The organism is Vogesella sp. (genome assembly GCF_046297735.1).
Lineage (GTDB): Bacteria > Pseudomonadota > Gammaproteobacteria > Burkholderiales > Chromobacteriaceae > Vogesella > Vogesella urethralis.
Map to the genome: position 1 here is coordinate 97,907 of NZ_JBKBHK010000007.1, position 19,017 is coordinate 116,923.

At 65.4% G+C, this 19,017-nt stretch carries 15 protein-coding genes and 1 riboswitch; of the genes, 12 read left to right on the forward strand and 3 right to left on the reverse strand.

Annotated features, from left to right (window positions below):
- Window positions 1-187: 187 nt before the first annotated feature.
- The 3 genes from ung to ACK4FZ_RS10580 form a co-directional block, all read right to left on the reverse strand.
- Complete coding sequence (gene ung / locus ACK4FZ_RS10570) at window positions 188-901, reverse strand: uracil-DNA glycosylase (RefSeq protein ID WP_409820634.1); 714 nt, start codon at window positions 899-901, stop codon at window positions 188-190.
- A 73-nt stretch (window positions 902-974) separates the two neighbouring features.
- Window positions 975-1,301, reverse strand: a complete 327-nt coding sequence (locus tag ACK4FZ_RS10575) for a rhodanese-like domain-containing protein (RefSeq protein ID WP_409820635.1) — start codon at window positions 1,299-1,301, stop codon at window positions 975-977.
- A 3-nt stretch (window positions 1,302-1,304) separates the two neighbouring features.
- Entirely contained in the window at window positions 1,305-1,964 is a 660-nt protein-coding gene (locus ACK4FZ_RS10580) for a protein-L-isoaspartate O-methyltransferase family protein (protein WP_144370646.1), read from the reverse strand.
- A 130-nt stretch (window positions 1,965-2,094) separates the two neighbouring features.
- A riboswitch (TPP riboswitch) is annotated at window positions 2,095-2,231 on the forward strand.
- Between the two features lie 107 nt (window positions 2,232-2,338).
- On the opposite strand from ACK4FZ_RS10580, the gene thiC reads away from it, so the two are divergent.
- The 12 genes from thiC (at window position 2,339) to ACK4FZ_RS10640 (ending at window position 18,954) form a co-directional block, all read left to right on the forward strand.
- The gene (gene thiC, locus ACK4FZ_RS10585; protein WP_409820638.1) at window positions 2,339-4,243 is read left to right on the forward strand and encodes a phosphomethylpyrimidine synthase ThiC; all 1,905 of its coding nucleotides are present in this window, start codon (window positions 2,339-2,341) and stop codon (window positions 4,241-4,243) included.
- Between the two features lie 122 nt (window positions 4,244-4,365).
- The gene (locus ACK4FZ_RS10590; protein ID WP_409820641.1) at window positions 4,366-5,382 is read left to right on the forward strand and encodes a tetratricopeptide repeat protein; all 1,017 of its coding nucleotides are present in this window, start codon (window positions 4,366-4,368) and stop codon (window positions 5,380-5,382) included.
- A gap of 277 nt (window positions 5,383-5,659) precedes the next feature.
- Window positions 5,660-6,628 (forward strand): tetratricopeptide repeat protein, encoded by a 969-nt coding sequence (locus ACK4FZ_RS10595; RefSeq protein ID WP_409820643.1) that lies wholly within the window; start codon window positions 5,660-5,662, stop codon window positions 6,626-6,628.
- Between the two features lie 196 nt (window positions 6,629-6,824).
- Window positions 6,825-8,858 (forward strand): SEL1-like repeat protein, encoded by a 2,034-nt coding sequence (locus tag ACK4FZ_RS10600; RefSeq protein ID WP_409820645.1) that lies wholly within the window; start codon window positions 6,825-6,827, stop codon window positions 8,856-8,858.
- Window positions 8,859-9,019: 161 nt separating this feature from the next.
- Window positions 9,020-9,760, forward strand: coding sequence for a sporulation protein (locus ACK4FZ_RS10605; RefSeq protein ID WP_409820647.1), 741 nt, complete (start codon window positions 9,020-9,022; stop codon window positions 9,758-9,760).
- A 113-nt stretch (window positions 9,761-9,873) separates the two neighbouring features.
- The gene (locus ACK4FZ_RS10610) at window positions 9,874-10,881 is read left to right on the forward strand and encodes a class I SAM-dependent rRNA methyltransferase (protein ID WP_409820649.1); all 1,008 of its coding nucleotides are present in this window, start codon (window positions 9,874-9,876) and stop codon (window positions 10,879-10,881) included.
- Window positions 10,882-10,981: 100 nt separating this feature from the next.
- Window positions 10,982-12,544, forward strand: a complete 1,563-nt coding sequence (locus ACK4FZ_RS10615; protein ID WP_409820651.1) for a diguanylate cyclase — start codon at window positions 10,982-10,984, stop codon at window positions 12,542-12,544.
- A gap of 55 nt (window positions 12,545-12,599) precedes the next feature.
- Window positions 12,600-13,082: a sigma-70 family RNA polymerase sigma factor gene (locus tag ACK4FZ_RS10620; RefSeq protein ID WP_409820653.1), complete on the forward strand. Its 483-nt coding sequence runs from the start codon at window positions 12,600-12,602 to the stop codon at window positions 13,080-13,082.
- Window positions 13,079-14,119: a FecR family protein gene (locus tag ACK4FZ_RS10625; RefSeq protein ID WP_409820655.1), complete on the forward strand. Its 1,041-nt coding sequence runs from the start codon at window positions 13,079-13,081 to the stop codon at window positions 14,117-14,119. The genes ACK4FZ_RS10620 and ACK4FZ_RS10625 overlap by 4 nt, the downstream gene beginning before the upstream one ends.
- 114 nt (window positions 14,120-14,233) lie before the next feature.
- Window positions 14,234-17,197, forward strand: a complete 2,964-nt coding sequence (locus ACK4FZ_RS10630) for a TonB-dependent receptor domain-containing protein (RefSeq protein ID WP_409820658.1) — start codon at window positions 14,234-14,236, stop codon at window positions 17,195-17,197.
- Between the two features lie 60 nt (window positions 17,198-17,257).
- Window positions 17,258-17,851, forward strand: coding sequence for a biliverdin-producing heme oxygenase (locus ACK4FZ_RS10635; protein WP_409820661.1), 594 nt, complete (start codon window positions 17,258-17,260; stop codon window positions 17,849-17,851).
- On the forward strand, window positions 17,842-18,954 hold the full coding sequence (locus ACK4FZ_RS10640) for a TonB family protein (RefSeq protein WP_409820663.1): 1,113 nt from the start codon (window positions 17,842-17,844) through the stop codon (window positions 18,952-18,954). The genes ACK4FZ_RS10635 and ACK4FZ_RS10640 overlap by 10 nt, the downstream gene beginning before the upstream one ends.
- Window positions 18,955-19,017: the final 63 nt, after the last annotated feature.

The following is a 19,017-nucleotide window of genomic DNA, read 5'->3' on the forward strand; positions in this document are numbered from 1 at the left end:
GCTTGTCGCATTTTCCGTGCTTTTCGCGTGCTTTCGTGGCTAAAAAAGTCTTTTCGCCACGGAAACACACTGAAAACACGGAAGAGAAAAGCGCTAGGGCTGCCCGATGCGCGTGGGCAAAACGCTGCTGCTTGCTGCAATTTCCGTGCTTTTCGTGTGCTTTCGTGGCTAAAACAGCACTTCAGCCTTAAAACAAACCACCCTGCGGCGCCGGCAGCGCCCAGTCGATGCCCTCGCGGCCATGCGCCTGTAGCCAGGCGTTGGCCTGCGAGAACGGGCGCGAGCCGAAGAAGCCGCGGCTGGCGGACAGCGGCGACGGATGCACTGCCTTGAACACGCCGTGGCGGCTGGCGTCGATACGCTCGGCCTTGCCCTGCGCCCAGTTACCCCACAGCAAAAACACGCAGCCGGGGTTGTGGGCGTTAACGGCGTCGATCAGCGCGTCGGTCACCGCCTGCCAGCCGAACTTGCCGTGGCTGCCGGCGCAGTCGGCCTCCACCGTCAGCGAGGTGTTCAGCAGCAGCACGCCCTGCTGTGCCCAGTGGGTGAGGTCGCCGTGGCTGGCAGGGGCGATGCCGAGGTCGCTGGCCAGTTCCTTGTACATATTGCGCAGGCTGGGCGGAATCTTCACCCCGGCCGGCACCGAAAAGCTCAGCCCCATCGCCTCGCCGGCGCCGTGGTACGGGTCTTGCCCCAGGATCACCACCTTCACCGCAGCCGGGTCGGCGTATTGCAGCGCGTGGAAGACCTGCCCGGCGGGCGGGTAGATGACGGCGCCGCCAGCGGCACGTTCGGCCAGTTTGGCTTCAATATGCTGCAAGTTGGCCGCCATCGCAGGCTGTTGCAGCACGGTTTGCCAGGCGGCAGGCAGGCGGGCGAGGGCAGGGGCGAGGTGGTACATGGCAGGCTTCCGGTAAATAAGGCAAAAACAAAGCCGCCCGGCAGGGGCGGCTTGAGGGTGCGGCAGCGGGCGCTCAGTAGTGCGCCATGCTCGGGTCAACGTCGTTGGCCCAGGCTTCCACGCCGCCGCGCAGGCTCAGCACCTGCTCGAAACCGGCGTTCTGCAGGAACAGGCCCACCTGGAAGCTGCGCACGCCGTGGTGGCAGATGGTGACGATGGGCACGTCGTCCGGCAGCTCGTTGTGGCGCAGCGGAATCAGGTGCATGGCGATCTGCTGCGAGCCGGGAATGCGACACAGGGCCAGTTCCCAGTCTTCACGCACGTCCAGCAGGTAGGGCTGCGGGCGGCTGCTATCGGCCAGCCAGGCGGCCAGCTCGGTGGCGCTGATTTCTCGCATCATGGCTTAGAAGCTGAAGCGGGCCGGTTCGATGGCGTCGATCTGCTGCAGACGCGGCAGGTTGGTATCGAAGCTCACGCTTTCCTGGAATGCGTTTTCGCTGACGCGGGTGATGATCTTGGCAATCATCACCGGGGCGTCGCCCACGATCACGGCCATGCGGCCACCCACGGCCAGCTGGGCCTTCAGGGTTTCCGGCACCACCGGGGTGGAGCCGCCAACGCAGATCACGTCGAACGGGGCTTGCTCCGGCAGGCCGGCAATGCCGTTGCCTACGCTGAGGGTCACGTTGCGGATGCCGGCGGTTTTCAGGTTGGCCGCAGCGCGTTCGCTTTGCTCGGCGTCCAGGTCCACGCTGTACACGTGCTGGCTTACCGCGGCCAGCAGGGCGGTGAGGTAGCCGCTACCGGTACCCACTTCCAGTACCTTGTCGCTGGCTTTCACTTGCAGGTCTTGCAGCAGGCGGGCTTCGACTTTCGGCTCCAGCATGGTGCTGCCGTTTTCCAGCGGTAGCTGGGTGTCCACGAAGGCCAGCAGGCGCTTTTCTACCGGCACGAAGTCTTCGCGCTTCACGTGGAACAGCAGGTCGAGGATGGAGGTGTCGAGCACATCCCACGGACGGATTTGCTGCTCAACCATGTTGAAACGGGCTTGTTCGAAATTCATTCGGAAACTCCGGGGGATCCAAGACAAATAACATATAGGGCGATTCTGAAAGCGGGGCTGTGGCAACCCTGCTTCCACAATCGTCCGGCAGATGGCAACTTGCGATTATCCCACAATTACCTTACCTTCACAGCATCGCTAGGGGTCCTGCGACGCTTGTGTACCATTCGCACCAATTTGCGTATGGCATGAAGGCGCCGCGGGTGAGAGTTACCCTTCGAACCTGACCCGGATAATACCGGCGTAGGGAAGCGTAATCTGCCAGACACCGCCCGCCGCGCAGCGTTCCCCGCCCGGCTTGCGGCCAACCCTGGCAGCCGGGCCAGCCCGGGCCGCTCCTTGCGCCGTTTCATCGCCTTGGAGAACCCGTACCGATGAACGCGCCTGCCAAACTGAACCAGCAAATGGTGGTGGATTCCGCCGCCATCCAGCCGCTGCCCAATTCCCGCAAGATCTACGTCACCGGCAGCCGCCCCGATATTCGCGTGCCGATGCGCGAGATCAGCCAGGCCGACACCCCGACCCAGTTCGGCGGTGAAGCCAACCCGCCGATTTACGTTTACGACACCAGCGGCCCCTACACCGACCCGCACGCGCAGATCGACATCCGCTCCGGCCTGCCGGCACTGCGCGCCGCCTGGATCGCCGAACGCGACGACACCGAGCTGCTGGCCGGCCTGTCCAGCGACTACGGCCGCGCCCGCGAAGCCGACCCCAAACTGGCCGACCTGCGCTTTAACCTGACGCGCCAGCCGCGCCGCGCCAAGCCCGGCTGCAACGTCACGCAGATGCACTACGCCCGCCGCGGCATCATCACGCCGGAAATGGAATACGTCGCCATCCGCGAAAACCTCAACCGCCAGGCCTACATCGACAGCCTGCACGCCACCGGCAACACCCGCCTGCTGGAACTGATGACCCGCCAGCACGCCGGCCACAGCTTTGGCGCCCAGCTGCCGGACACCATCACCTCCGAGTTCGTGCGCCAGGAAATCGCCGCCGGCCGCGCCATCATCCCCAACAACATCAACCACCCCGAAAGCGAGCCAATGATCATCGGCCGCAACTTCCTGGTAAAAATCAACGGCAATATCGGCAATAGCGCGGTAACGTCGTCGATCAGCGAAGAAGTGGACAAAATGACCTGGGGCATCCGCTGGGGCGCCGACACCATCATGGACTTGTCCACCGGCAAGAACATCCACGAAACCCGCGAGTGGATCCTGCGCAACAGCCCGGTCCCCATCGGCACCGTACCCATCTACCAGGCGCTGGAAAAGGTCAATGGCAAGGCCGAAGACCTGACTTGGGAAATCTTCAAGGACACGCTGATCGAGCAGGCAGAGCAGGGCGTGGACTACTTCACCATCCACGCCGGCGTGCTGCTGCGCTACGTCCCGCTCACCGCCGGCCGCATGACCGGCATCGTGTCGCGCGGCGGCTCCATCATGGCCAAATGGTGTCTGGCGCATCACCAGGAAAATTTCCTGTACACCCACTTTGCCGAAATCTGCGACATCATGAAGGCCTACGACGTGGCCTTCAGCCTGGGCGACGGCCTGCGCCCCGGCAGCGCCTGGGACGCCAACGACGCCGCGCAGCTAGGCGAACTCAAAACCCTGGGCGAGCTCACCCAGATTGCCTGGCAGCACGACGTGCAAGTGATGATCGAAGGCCCCGGCCACGTGCCGATGCAGCTGATCAAAGAAAACATGGATAAAGAGCTGGAATGGTGCCACGAAGCGCCGTTCTACACGCTGGGCCCGCTCACCACCGACATCGCCCCCGGCTACGACCACATCACGTCGGCCATCGGTGCCGCGCAGATCGGCTGGTACGGCACCGCCATGCTGTGCTACGTCACCCAGAAAGAACACCTGGGACTGCCCAACAAGCACGACGTCAAGGAAGGCATCATCACCTACAAGCTGGCCGCCCACGCCGCCGACCTGGCCAAAGGCCACCCCGGCGCGCAGATCCGCGACAACGCGCTGTCCAAGGCGCGCTTCGAGTTCCGCTGGGAAGACCAGTTCAACCTGGGCCTGGACCCGGACAAGGCGCGTGAATTCCACGACGAAACCCTGCCCAAAGACAGCGCCAAGGTGGCCCACTTCTGCAGCATGTGCGGCCCGCACTTCTGCAGCATGAAGATCACCCAGGACGTGCGCGAGTTCGCCGCCAAGCAAGGCATCAGCGAGCAGGACGCGCTGCAGAAGGGCATGGAAGTGAAAGCCATCGAGTTCGTCAAAGGCGGCGCCAAGCTCTACGACAAGGCCTGATGCGGCGATTGCTTCACGTGAAACAAAAAGGTTGGCCGCAAGTAATGCGGCCAACTTTTTTACAATCATCAATCCAATGGCATACTATGGTTTCACCCTTCGATCCACACCAAGGTAGTACCATGCGTCTGCTTGCCCGTCTCTGTCTCCCACTGCTGTTTATTGCCTGCAGTCATGCCGGTAACCGCATAGACGAGCTACTACTGCAAGGTGAGTACCAGCAAGCGGCTCAGGAAGCCGAAGCATCGCTTGCCGCCGCCAGCGACCAAGCAAGCCGCTGGCAAGCACGCCGCGACCTAGCGCGCAGCTGGTTACGACAAGACCGCTACCAAGAGGCCGGCCCCTTGCTGCAATCCCTGCTATACGGACCAGACGCCATCCCTGCCGACACGCTGCTCTACGCTGACGTGATGGATGCCTGGTTCGAGTTCCTGCGCGACAACACCCGCTATCAAGAGGCCGAGACTGCAGGCAATGCGGCACTGGCTATGCACAAGAAGCTGCTGGGCGAACAGCACTTGCTGGTGGCCGAATCCCTCAACAATCTGGCCCTGCTACACCAGTACCGCAGCAACTACCGCGAAGCTATCCGTCTGCACGAACAGGCTCTGAACATGCGGCGGGCACTGGCTGGTCAGCTCAGCCGCGAGACGGCAGAAAGCTTGCACAATCTAGGTACGCTGTACAGCCGCCAGAAAAACTGGCCCAAAGCCCGCGACTACCTGCAACAGGCTATCGACATCAAAAAGCAGATTTTGCCGGCAAACCACCCGTCCATGCTGGTTAGCAAGGCCAGGCTGGGCAGCGCCCTCAGCAGCGACAAGCAGTACTCGGCGGCCATCACCTTGCTGGAAGAAGTACTGGCCGCAGAGCAGGCCGTACCCAAGCGCAACCCGGTTCACCTAGCCATCGTGCTACGCGAGCTGGGCGATGCGCACCACAGTCTGCGGCATGTAGAAGAAGCAGAGCGCTACTATCAGCAGGCACTGATGCAATTTGCCGCCACCGTCGGCAAAACCTCTTATCCCTATGCCGTAACGCTCGATAGCCTAGGGTGGCTCTACAAAATGAACGGCAAGCCGGAAGAAGGGAAGCGGATGCTGGCCGATGCCGCGTTGCTGTTCGACAGTTTCAAGTAACAGCGACTCAACAGCCCCATCGCTGCACAAGCTTACCCTAGCAGAGTGGTTGCAAAAATCGCGCAAGCGCTGCACGGCCCCAACGGCAAGGTTGGCCGCACACCGCGCGGCGGCGGGCGGGGTCGTGCGTTCAAGAAGCGTCGAGCGCGACATGGCGGCTTTCCGGCAGGCAATGCTCCATATCAAAGGCATTCATCATGCCCAACGGCCTGCACATGGCACTTGCATCACCGCAGGTAGCGCGTTCAAATTAGGGCACCGCATCCCGTCTCACACCATGATCCAGCCTCGCGCCGTTTTATCTCTCACCCTGCTGCTGTCCGCCCTGGCCCAGGGCGAGGTTGCCGCCGTGCCCGTCGTGCAGGAAGACTGGCCGGCGCTACTGGAAAGTACCGCCCGCCCGGCCATGCAGGGCCGGCTGGACGAGGCCGAAAAGCAATTGCGCACGTTACTGGCACGCGCGCCGGACAGCCAGCCCGCCCTGCAAGCAGACATCCTGCACCGGCTGCAGTTTGTGCTGCTTGGCCGTCAGCAATACGCCGCAGCCAGCGAAGCCGCCGCCAAAGCCCTAGCCTTGCGGCAACAGGTTTACGGCGATCAGCATCTAAAAGTAGCCGAGTCACAACAAGCCTATGCCCGCTTACTGGCGCTGAACGGCCAGCCGGCACTTGCCGAAAAACTACTGCTACAAGCACTGGCCAGCCGCGATGTACTGGCTGGTAGCGAAAGCCTGGCAGTAGCCGAATCGCAGCAGGCCTTGGGTGTGCTTTATCAACAGCTAAAACAGCATGACAAGGCCGCCGAGCAGCTAGGTAGAGCGCTGGTCATCCGGCAGAAACGCCTGCCTGCCGACCATGCCGACATTTTGTACAGTCAGGCAAGGTTGGGGGCCAGCTTGCAGCAGCTGCAACACTACGACCGTGCCATCGCCCTGCTACAGGACGCGCTGGAAGGCGAAACCCGCCGCGGCAACGCCGACGGCCTGCACGCGGCCATCATTCAGCGCGAGCTGGCATACTGCCATCACTACCAGCGGCGTTTCAGCGAGGCAGAAGGCCATTATCAGCAAGCGCTGACCCTGCTGGCACTGAACCTGGGCAGCCAGCACCGGGCGTACGCCACTACGCTGCAAGCACTGGGCTGGCTGTACATCAGCAGCGAGCGGGAAACAGAAGGCCGCGCCATGCTGGAGCAAGCCAGAACGCTGCTGCAACAAGCCAGCCAGAAACCCTTGCAGCGGCAATGAGGGTTGCAAAAATCGCGCAAGCGCAAGCAGCGCCCGACATTATTTCGCCAAACGGTCATGTCTTTGCGGCTTCAACACGATATGATTAACGTTTAAAGACTTCTGCAACGTGCCCGGCCGCCGCCAAACCATACCGCGACAGGCCGTAACCGCCGCCGCCTGCCCGGCATGGCGCCCAACTCACGAAGAAACGCATATGAAAAAACGCTTCGCCACGACTGTCCTCGTGACCAGCCTGATGCTGGCCGCACCGGCATTTGCCGGCATCAAGGAAGGCCGCACCGCCTTCAACAAGGGGGATTTCGCCACCGCCTTGCGCGAGTGGACGCCAGCAGCCGAGCAGGGCAACGCCAGCCTGCAGTACCAGCTGGGCGAGCTGTACCGCAAAGGGCTGGGCACCCCGGTCAACCTGGAGCAGGCGGCCAACTGGTACCGCAAGGCCGCAGAACAGGGCTACGCTGACGCGCAACTGAACCTGGGCCAGCTATACGAAAAAGGCAATGGCGTAGCGCAAGACCTGAATACCGCCGCCAGCTGGTACCGTAAAGCTGCCGAGCAGGGCAACACCGTAGCGCAGACCCATCTTGCCACCCTGTACCAGAGTGGCCGCGTGCAGCAAATGGACGTCACTGGTGCCGCTTACTGGTACCGCAAGGCGGCCAAGAGCGGTAACGCCCAGGCGCAAACCAGCCTGGCCGAGATGGTACAGAATGGTAGCGGTGCGCCGGCTAGCCCGGCACAAGCGGCTACCTTATTCCGCAAAGCGGCAGAGCAGGGCGTAGCGCAAGCGCAATACAACCTAGGCGTGCTGTATCAGCAAGGCCGTGGTGTAGAAAAGAGCCCGGTAGAAGCTGCCAAGTGGTTCCGTCGTGCCGGCGAGCAGGGCTATGCCGACGCACAATCTGCCCTTGCCACCATGTTCCATAACGGTGTCGGTGTACCGCAGGATTACGCCGCCGCTGCCGACTGGTTCGCCAAAGCAGCCGATCAAGGCGACGCCGACGCCCAGTTCAGTCTGGCCCAGATGTACCAGCAAGGCCGTGGCGTCGAGCAGGATTACGTCAGTGCGGCCAACTGGTACCGCAAGGCTGCGGTGCAAGGCCACCCAAATGCTCAAGCCATTCTGGGTAACCTTTACCAAAGCGGTCTGGGCGTACCGAAAGACCCGGCACAAGCCGCTGTCTGGCACCGTCGCGCCACCGAGCAGCTGGCCGCCAGCTGGTTCGTGAAAGCCGCCGAACAGGGCGATGCCAACGCGCAATACAGCCTGGGCCAAATGCTGGAAAAAGGTCAGGGCACCGCCCAGGACCTGACCGACGCCGCCATGTGGTACAACAAAGCCGCTAACCAGGGCCACGCCGGTGCACAAACCAGTCTGGCGCAATTGTATGAGAAGGGCAACGAGCTACCGCAGGACTACACTCAGGCCGCCAGCTGGTACAGCAAAGCCGCGGCCCAGGGTGATGCGCAGGCCCAAGCCAGCCTGGCTGCCTTGTACGCCAAAGGTAGCGGCGTACCATTCGACCTGAAGAAAGCCTTCCAGCTCAATCAGCAAGCCGCGGCCCAAGACAACGTGGCAGCACAAGTAGCACTGGCAGGCCAATACTATAACGGCCAGGGTACCGAACAAAACTTCGAACAGGCCGCTAACTGGTACCGCAAAGCGGCACGTAGCGGTAACGCCGACGCCCAGTTCAGCTTGGGTGGCCTGTACGAAAACGGTCAGGGTGTGAAGCAAAGCTATGACGAAGCCGTAGCCTGGTACCGCAGGGCCGCCGCTCAGTACAATGTGGGCGGGCTCAACAATCTGGGCGTGATGTACTACTACGGTCAGGGTGTACCTAAAGACGCTATCGTCTCCTACGCGCTACACAACCTGGCACGTGCCCAGGGTGACACGCTGGCGGCCAACAACCTGGCACAACTGGAACAGGACATGAACCGTGCCCAGCTGGCCCGTGCACAGGACTTGTCGCGCCGCATGAACGTACCGGGCAAACTGCTGGCCGAGATCGAGCGGTATGTGGTTTACGTGCGCCCGGCACTGATGGGGCGCCCGGCCAAAGTAGCCAAAGCTGCTGCCCAGGACAAAACTGCGTCCAAGCAGGCACCCGCTGCCAGCAAGTCGGCTAAAGCCAGCAAGATGAAGGCGGCCGCCGGCCAGGCTGTCACCGAGCTGTCGTCGCAATTGAATGCTATCGTGGCTGGCGAAGGCACGCCGGCCAAATAAAACGGTATGTCACCTACCGCCCCCAGTTGCCTCTGCGCTGGGGGCATTTTCATGCCCGCGCGTAAAGACATGCACGCTGCGAGGAACCTGCTGCCTTGTGTCCGGTCTGTGCACCCGTGCGCTCAGGCACGTCATCACACAGCACTCAATACGGATACAACATGTTCAAGAAACTGCTAGCCTCAATCGGCGTCGGTGGCGCCAAGGTCGATACCCAGCTGGACAATCCGCGACTCTACCCCGGTAATATGCTTACCGGCCGCGTGGTGGTACAAGGTGGCAATGCCGATCAGGACATCGAGAAAATCGAGCTAGTGCTGATGGTAGAAGCCGAACAGGAAAGCGGCGACCACGAAGTACGCGGTGCACTGCCGCTGGGCAGCCTGCTGGTCAGCCCGCGCTTTACCGTACGCGCAGGCGAAACCCGCCAGTTCCCATTCCAGCTGCAGCTGCCGGCCGAAACGCCGATCAACGCGCTGGCACACTATGGCCGCCCGCTGGCAGTGTGGATCCACACCGACCTGGCGATTGCCTCGGCAGTGGACGCCAGCGACCGTGACCTGCTGGAAATTCACCCTACCCCGCATGTTGCTGCACTGCTGGCAGCTTTTGAGCAACTGGGCTGGGGCCTTTACAGTACCGACGTGGAAGTGGGTACCGCCCGTGTAGGCCAGGTATACAGCACACTGGGCTGCTATCAGGAAATGGAACTGCGCCCTCGCGGTGGCAACTTCCGCTTCCAGGAAATCGAGCTCACCTTCTTGCCCTGGGGCCAGGAAACCCATGTACTGATTGAAGTGGACTCCCGCTTCGGCGGCGACTTCTACCGCTCGCTGGTCATGGGTGCGGATTTCGCCAGCCGCAACTGGGCCGACGAACTGCGCCGCCAGCTGCCGCTGTAAAGACCTAGCGGGCGGTGCATTTTGCTACTGCCCGCCACAGGCAAGCGCGTACAATGAAGTCAACGGCCGGAGCAACTTGCTGCCGGCCGCCTTCATTTGTCAGCGAGAACACCATGTCCACCCTGTCCGAACTGCTGGCCGCCGCCGACGCGCGCCGCGCCGACCTCGTCGCCCGCCTGGCCACCGAGGAAACCGATACCTACCGCCTGTTCCACGGCAGCGCCGAAGGCCGCCCCGGCCTCACCATCGACCGCTACGGCGATGCGCTGCTGCTGCAAACCTTCCACACCCCGCTGAGCGACGACGAGCACGCCACCATCCTGGCGCACTACGCACCGCTGGGCCTGGCCGCCTGCTACAACGACCGCAGCGGCGCCAACTCGCGCATCGGCAACCGCCTGCCGGAAGACCAGCTGGAAGCCGCGCAGACGCCGCGCATCATCCGCGAGCTGGGCGTGAAGTACCACTTCCAGGCCCGTCACCAGGGCCAGGACCCGTGGCTGTTCCTCGACCTGCGCGCCGGCCGCCGCCGCGTGATGCAGCTGGCCGAAGGCAAGAGCGTGCTGAACCTGTTTGCCTACACCGGCGGTGTCGGCGTGGCCGCCGCCAAAGCCGGCGCCAGCTTCGTGATGAACGTGGACTTTGCCGAATCCAGCCTGCAAGTGGCGCGCGCCAACGCCAAGATCAACAGCCTGGCTACCCGCCCGCGCTGCGTGGAAAGCGACTGCTTTGCCGCGCTGCGCCAGCTGGCGGGCATCGGCCAGCCCAAGATGGTACGCGGCAAGAAAATGCCCCCGTTCCCGACGCTGGAAGCGCGCCAGTTCGACCTGGTGTTCCTCGACCCGCCGCGCTACGCCAAGAGCCCGTTCGGCGTGGTGGACCTGATCAACGACTACCCGGCGCTGTTCAAACCGGCGCTGCTGGCTACCGCCGAAGGCGGCATGCTGATCTGCTGCAATAACGTAGCCCAGGTAGACCGCGACGCCTGGCTGGCCCAGCTCAAGCGCAGCGCCGAAAAAGCCGGCCGCAGCGTGCGCGACGCAGAATGGATCACGCCGGAAGAAGACTTCCCCACCTTCGACGGCAACCCGCCGCTGAAAATGGTGCTGCTGCACGTCTGAACGGCACGCAACGTGCCATGACGAATGGCGATCGCTTGCCTACACTGGAAAACGGCGCCCCGCTGTCCGCAGCGGCGGCGCCGTTTCTCCGGAGCCCGGCATGCAGATACCACCCACCGCCAGCCACGAACACGCCAGGCTGGCGTTACTGAACCGCAGCGCGCTACTCGATACGCCCGCCGAGATCGAGTTCGACCGCATCGTGCAGCTGGCTGCCAGCATCTTCCGGGTACCCATCGCCCTGGTATCGCTGATCGACGCCCAGCGGCAATGGTTCAAGGCCAAGGTAGGCGTGGACGTCTGCGAAACCGGGCGCGAGGTGTCGTTCTGCGGCCATGTGGTGGCCAGTGGCCGCATGCTGGTGGTAGACAACGCGCTGCAAGACGACCGCTTTGCCGACAACCCGCTGGTACTGGGCGATCCCAGCATCCGCTTTTACGCCGGCGCCCCGCTGTTGATCAGCGACCAGCTGGCCATCGGCACGCTGTGCCTGATCGACCGCCAGCCCCGCCAGTTCAACCTGCAAGACCAGACCCTGCTGCAACAGCTGGCCGACACCCTCAGCGACCTGATCCGCAAGCGTATGGCAGTGCAACTGGGCCAACGCCAGCTACGGCTACTGCTCACCATCAACCAGGCGCAAAGCAGCTTCCTGCTGGACCGCGACCTGGGCGCGGCCTGCAGCACCATTACCCAGTCGCTACTGGACATGAGCCACTGCACGCTGGGCTTCATCGCCAGTTGCCAGGTCAACGACAGCGACACCCCCTACCTGGCCATCCCCAGTATTGCCCACCAGCAGCAGGACGCGCTGCAATGGCTGATGCGGCAACTGGTGCCGCAACCCAGCGGCTACCACCTGTACGGGCTGGACCACGTTTTCGGCCAGGCCATCGCCAACGGCGAACCGCTGGTCATCCGCCGCCCCGCGCTATACGACCCCGGCGGCAGCCTGCAGCCGCTGCAAAACCTGCTGGTGATCCCGTGCTTCTTCCACCTGTCGGTGCTGGGCGTGCTGGTGCTGGCCAACCGGGCGGAAGGCTTCGACGAAGAAATCGTCGAGCACCTCACCACCCTGTCCGACAGCATCGGTACCCTGCTGCACGTGCGCGAGCTGGAACTGGCGCGCCAGGCCGCCGAAGCCGAACTGGCCCGCCAGGCCACGCTGGACCCGCTCACCGGCCTGCTGAACCGCCGCGCCTTCCTGGAGCGCTGCCAGTACAGCCAGCAACGCTTTGCCCGCTACCGGCAACGCTTCAGCCTGCTGATGCTGGATCTCGACCACTTCAAGGCGCTCAACGACCACTTCGGCCACCCGGCCGGCGACCACGTGCTGAAAGAGGTTGGCCGCATGCTGCGCGAGCAGCTGCGTGAAATCGACATCATCGCGCGCTGGGGCGGCGAGGAGTTCTGCATCCTGCTGCCGCAGGAAACCGAACAGCCGGCGCTGCTGCTGGCCGAGCGCCTGTGCCGCACACTGGCAGGCCTGGCCCCGGTATGGCACGACGAGCCGCTGGCGCTGACCTGCAGCATCGGCGTGGCCACCCTGCACCCGGACGGCGAACACACCGACACCCTGATCGCCCGCGCAGACGCCGCCATGTACCAGGCCAAAGCCGCCGGCCGCAACTGTGTCCGTTTGGCAAGCGCGCCCAAACAATAGTGATTCCTGTTTGCAATAATGCTACCATCCGCCTTTTTGCAGGCAGGTTGTGGCCGTGTTCGAGCGCTATTACCACGAACTTCTGAACTTCATCGCAGGCCGTACCGGCTGCCGTGAACGCGCCCAGGACGTGGTGCAGGAAAGCTACGCCAGGGTACTGGCCAGCCACGGCAGCACGCTGCCGGCGCAGCCGCGTGCGCTGCTGTACGCCACCGCGCGCAACCTGCTGGTGGACCAGTACCGCCAGCAGGCGCGCCAGCCGGAGCAGACCGAGCTGGACGAAGACAGCCACGCGGCGGCCCCCGGCTGCGAACCGGAACGCACCGTCGCCGCCCAGCAGCAACTGGACCGCCTGCTGCACGCCGTCAGCCAGCTGCCCCCGCGCTGCCGGCAAGCCTTCGTGCTGTACAAGTTCGACGGCCTTTCCAGCGCCGATATCGCCGAAAAAATGGGCATTTCCGTCAATATGGTGGAAAAGCACATCATCAACGGCATGCTGGCCTGCAAACAGGCCATGACCGACCAGGACGCCCGATGACCGCCCATTCCGCTCCCGAACAGGCTATCGATACCCAGGCCGCCACCTGGCTGCTGCGCCAGCTGCAAGGCCTCAGCCCGGCACAACACGCCCAGCTGCAAGCCTGGCTGGCGGCCAACCCCGCCCACGGCCGGGCGCTGGCCAGCCTGCAGGCCGCCGACACCCTGCTCACCCGCGCCAGCCCCGCGCAGCGCGACGCCTTGCGCGCCGGCCTGCCGCCCTTGCTGCAGCCGGTCAGCGCCCACACGCCAGCGCCGCAGCCGGCCCAGGCCCGCCGCAGCCGGCAGCGCGCGCCGCTGGCGGCGGCCGCCTGTCTGTGCGCCGTCATCGGCGGTACCCTGGCCTGGCAACAGTGGCAGCAACAGCAGCCGCTGTACCAGCAAACCTTCGCCACCGCCCGCGGCGAACAGCGCAACGTCACGCTGCCGGATGGCAGCCAGGTGCTGCTGGACAGCGCCAGCCGGCTGCAGGTCAGCCTGTACCGCCAGCACCGCGACACCACGCTGCTGCAAGGCCAGGCCTTGTTCAGCGTCGCGCACGACCGGCAACGCCCGTTCCACGTGCTGGCCGGCAGCAACCGCGTCACCGTGCTGGGCACCCGCTTCAGCGTGCGCCAGGTTGGCCGCAGCTACCAGGTGGCGGTGGCCGAGGGCAGGGTGCGGGTGCAGCAATACCGCGACGCGGCCCAGGCCGCCGCCGACAACACGCCGCTGCAACAAGCCATCCTGCAGGCCGGGCAGCAGATTGCCGGCAACGGCCAGCAGCTGCAGCCACCGGTGCGCATGCAAGCCGAAGCGGTGGCGCCGTGGCGCGATGGCCGTCTGGTGTTCGACAACGTGCCGCTGGCCGACGTCATTGCCGAATTCAACCGCTACGGCGATAGCGGCCTCACGCTGCAGCACCCTGCCAGCGGCCAGCTGCGCCTCACCGGCAGCTTCCCGGCCACCGCGCCCGCGCAGTTCGCCGCGGCGTTACCGGCGGTGCTGCCGTTGCAGGTCACCGCGCAAGGCCGTGGCTGGCGCATCAGCCCGCGCTAGGCGCCCGGCGCGGCCCGCCAGAAAAATTTTTTGATTGTCGATGTCAGGTTTTACCGGTTTGCATCGTTTTCACAATTGAGAATGATTTTCATACAAACCTGAAACATACCTGACATGCCACGTCCTTCCGTCGTTCCGCTTCGCCCGCTGGTGCTGGCGCTCAGCCTGGCGCTCACCCCGCCGCTGCTGCTGGCCGCACCGGCCAACCTGCCGGTAGCCTTCCACATCGCGGCCCAGCCACTGGGCAGCGCCCTCAACGAGCTGGCGCGCCAGGCCGGCCTGGTATTGCTGGCCGACGCCAGCCTGCTGCAACAGCGCCAGGCCCCCGCCATCAGCGGCCAGCTCACCCCGCGCGACGCGCTGCGCCGGCTGCTGGCCGGCAGCGGCCTGCAAGCCGAACTGCGCGACGGCACCATCACGCTGAAAGCGGCGGCATCCAGCGCCGCCTTGTCCACCCTGCAGGTCAACGGTGGCAGCCGCGCGGCCGGCCTGCTGCACGACGACGACATCGCGCTGGCCGACCAGCCCTACGTCAAGGCCGGCTCGCGCGCGGTAATCGACCAGCAACAGATCGAGCGCTTCCGCGGTACCTCGGTGGCGGACATGTTCAAGGGCACCCCCGGCGTGCAGGTGGGCGACGGCCGCAACAGCGGTGCGGTCGATGTCAACGTACGCGGCATGCAAGGGCAGGGCAGGGTGCCGGTGGTGATTGATGGCAGCCAGCAGGCCATCAGCGTGTACCGCGGCTACGCCGGCGCCGCCGACCGCAGCTACCTGGACCCGGACCTGATCAGCCGCGTCACCATCGAAAAAGGCCCCAGCCTGTCGGCCCAGGGTGCCGGGGCCGTCGGCGGCCTGGTGCAGATGGATACCCTGAAAGCGGCCGACGTGCTGCTGCCCGGCGAGCGCGTCGGCGTGCGCCTGCGCGGCAGCCTGCAAAGCAACACCGCCACGCCACAGGCCAGCATCAAGACCCCGCCGCGCCAGCACGCGCCGGGGCTGGATGGCCGCGCCGGCGCCGGCAGCGTGGCGCTGGCCACCCGCCAGGACCACTACGAGCTGGTGGCCGCCTACGCCCACCGCGAGCAGGGCAACTACTTTGCCGGCAAGCACGGCTACAACAAGCTGCGCGTGTACAACAACTGGATGAACTTCGGCGGCACCAACCCGGTGGTAGAAGCCGGCGTGACCACCGTGTACCGGCCGGGCGAAGAGGTGACCAATACCGCCAACCGCAGCGATTCGCTGCTGCTGAAAGGCACGCTGCGCCCCGACGACGACAGCGCGCTGGAGCTGGCCTGGCGCCGTTACGACAGCCACTACGGCGAGATCATGCCGTCGCAGATCCTGCGCAACGACAGCGGTTACATCATGCAATGGCCGGGCAGCCACGTGCTACTGGACAGCTACAGCGCCCGCTACCAGTGGGCACCGGCCGCGCAGCCGCTGATCCGGCTGAAAGCCAATGTGTGGCATACCGACATGCAAGGCGATGCCATGAACGGCGACGTGTTCCGCAACCCGCAGCAAGGCAAGCCGCAACCGGGCTGGGACGAAAACGACCCCGCCTGGCTGGACGCCCGCTACCGCGTCAAGACCGCCGCCACCCGCAGCGGCGCCGACATCAGCAACAGCAGCCTGCTGCGCACCGCCGCCGGCGCCTTCAAGCTGGACTACGGCGTGTCGCTGCAACGCGAGCGCACTGGTCCCGGCAAGGGCATGGTGGTGGACCTGGACGACATCAACCACAACCGCACCGTGCGCAGCGGCCAGCGCGACGAACACAGCGCCTTCTTCAAGCTGGACTGGGCAGCCAACGACTGGCTGAGCCTGGAGCTGGGCGGCCGCTACACCCGCTTTGCCAGCCGTGACCACAACGTACAGGCCACCGCCCACCACACCGAGCAGCGCTACCGCACCATCGACGTGTACCAGGGCGAAGGCGACAACGAAAAATACGTCGGTTACCTGAAATGGCTGCCGGACGCCAACGGCGAATACAGCGCCGCCACCGACCCGCGGCAGCAAGCGCAAACCTCGCTGTACCTGTGGGGCGCGCAACCGGCCACCTTCCAGCCGGCGCAAGCCAGCCGTACCGAAGTGAACGAATACAACGAGTACAGCGACATCCTGTCCACCCGTTACGAATACGCGCCGCCGTTCCGCCGCCAGGACAGCGGCTTCGCGCCGCTGGCCGGCGTCACCCTGCAGTTGGGCGGCGGCGTCAGCGCCTACGCCCGTTACAGCGAAGGGCTGCGCATGCCCAGCCTGATGGAGTCCACCCTCGGCTCGTCCGCGCCCTACCTCAACCCGCTGGCGCCGGAGCGCAGCAAGAACCGTGAAGTCGGCGTCAGCCTGCTGCGCGACGACTGGCTCACACCCGGCGACAAGCTGCGCGCGCGCCTGGCCTACTTCGACAACCGCAGCGACGGCTACCTGACGCGCCGCCCGTTCAAGGGCTTGCCCGGCATGCAGAACTTCACCATCGCCAATATGGACCGCTACCAGATCAAGGGCCTGGAGCTGCAAACCGGCTACGACAACGGCGGTTTCTTCGGCGAACTGTCGGCCACCTACCACCGCCAGGTGGAGATCTGCGACCGCCAGACCGCCGACTACTTCCGCGCCATGCATTACGACGTCTACGACGAAGACAGCGGCACCTTCCACACCGTCTACCCGTACACGGCACTGGGCAACTGCTCGCCCACCGGTTTTTCCACCGCCTACGTACGCAACCACGTGCCGCCGCGCCTCAGCGCCAACCTGACGCTGGGCGGACGCTGGCTGAACGACACCCTCAGCGCCGGCACCCGCGTGCTGTACACCAGCGGCCCCACCGCCGAGCAAGCCGCCAGCGGCCGCGACTGGGAAAGCTACAACGGCACTGCCAACCAGGTGCTGACCCGGCCGTTCACCGTGGTGGACCTGTTTGCCAGCTACCAGCTGACGCGCCACGCCAAGCTGGAGCTGGCAGTAGACAACCTCACCAACCGCTTTTACCTCGACCCGCTCACCCTCAGCCTGATGCCGGCGCCGGGTCGCACCTACCGCGCCGCCTTCAGCGCGCGCTTCTAGCCAGCCATCGTTACCCCTGGCCGCCACGTGCGGCCAACCCTGATCAACAGAAAGCCAGACATGCACGTTACCGACACCCCGCTCAGCCGCACCCAACACCTGAAAGCCGCCACCCACGCCACCCACGACGCGCTGGACCAGCGCATCATGGCCTACCGCCCGTTCAGCAGCCACGCCCACTACCGCCGCTTCCTGCAGGCGCAGTACCTGTTCCTGCGTGACGCCGACGCGCTGTACGACAACCCGGGCCTGGCCGCGCTGTTTGCCGACCTGGCCGAGCGCCGCCGCCAGCACCTGATCGCCGCCGACCTGGACGACCTGGGCTGCCCGCTGCCGGCGCCGGCCAGCAGCGCCCCCATCGACAGCCAGCTGGACGTGGCTACCGCCATGGGCTGGCTGTACGTGGTGGAAGGCAGCAAGTTGGGCGCCGCCATCCTGCTGAAAATGGCGCATGCGCTGGGCCTGAACGAAGAAAAAGGCGCCCGCCACCTGGGCGGCCACCCCGACGGCCGCGCCCGCCACTGGCGCGATTTCACCCGCGCGCTGGACGCGCTGACGCTGGACCCGGACGCCGAAGCCCGCGTCAGCGCCGGCGCCAAGGCCGCGTTCACGCTGATGAACCAGCATCTGGACCAGGTGTACGGATGCGCGTAAGCCCCGCTGCGCCGGCACGCTGGGCATGGCAGGCCGCCGGCTGCCTGATGCTGGCGCTGGGCGTGCTGGGCGCCGTGCTGCCGCTAATGCCCACCACCGTGTTCCTGTTGCTGGCGCTGGCCTGCTTTGGCCGCAGCTCCCCGCAATGGGCGGCCCGCCTGCTGGCGCACCCGCAGCTGGGGCCGCCGTTGCAGCGCTGGCAGCAACACGGCGTGGTGCCGGTGCGCGGCAAGGTGCTGGCCTGCAGCGGCATGGCGCTGGGCTTCGTGGTGCTGGCCAGCCGCCAGCCCGGCCTGGGCTGGTTGCTGGCCGCTGCCGTGCTGGAATTGGCCGTCGCCGGCTGGCTGCTTTGCCAGCCGTCACGCCCCGGCGACACGCGCTGGCAACCGCGCTGGCCAGCCAGCCGTGTGGCCGCCACACTCAGCGTGCTGGCGCATCTGGCAGTCATCGGCAGCCTGCTGTGGCACCCGCCCGCGCCGCCCACCCTGACGCTAGCGGCCAACCCGGCCCCGGTGATGACGCTGACCAGCGTGCCGCAGCCGCTGGCCACGCGCACCGCCACCGCAGCACGCCCCGACAGCCGCCGCCAGCCGGCCCCCATCCGTCAGGCCAAAGCCACGCCGCTGCTGCACACCACGCAGCCCGCCGCCCGCCAGCAAGCCATTACCAGCGTAGCCAAGCCAGCACCCGCAACCGCAACCGCCGATGCCACGGCCAGCCCCGCGCCGCAGGCTACCCCCGCCCCCGCCGCCCGTCACGACAGCGTGGCCGCAGCGCCGCCCAGCCCGTCGCTGCCGCCCGGCCAGGCCGGCGGTGGCAATAGCCGCAGCTGGGAAGCCCAGGTGCTGGCGCGGCTGGAACGCTTTCGCCGCTACCCGGCCGGCGCCCGCGCCCAGGGCCACGAAGGCGTCGTTTACCTGCAACTGAAGGTTGGCCGCGACGGCCAGATCCTGGCGCTGCAGCTATTGGACAGCAGCGGCCACACCAGCCTGGACCAAGCCGCACTCGACACCGTACAGCGCGCCGCGCCGCTGCCGCGCCTGCCGGCCGACCGCCCCGACAGCGTCACCGTCACCCTGCCGGTGGAATTCTTTCTGGACTGAGCCTGCCGGGCAGCGCAGGCGCCCGACAGCGCGGCGCCGGGGGCTGCCAATTGCGGTATCATC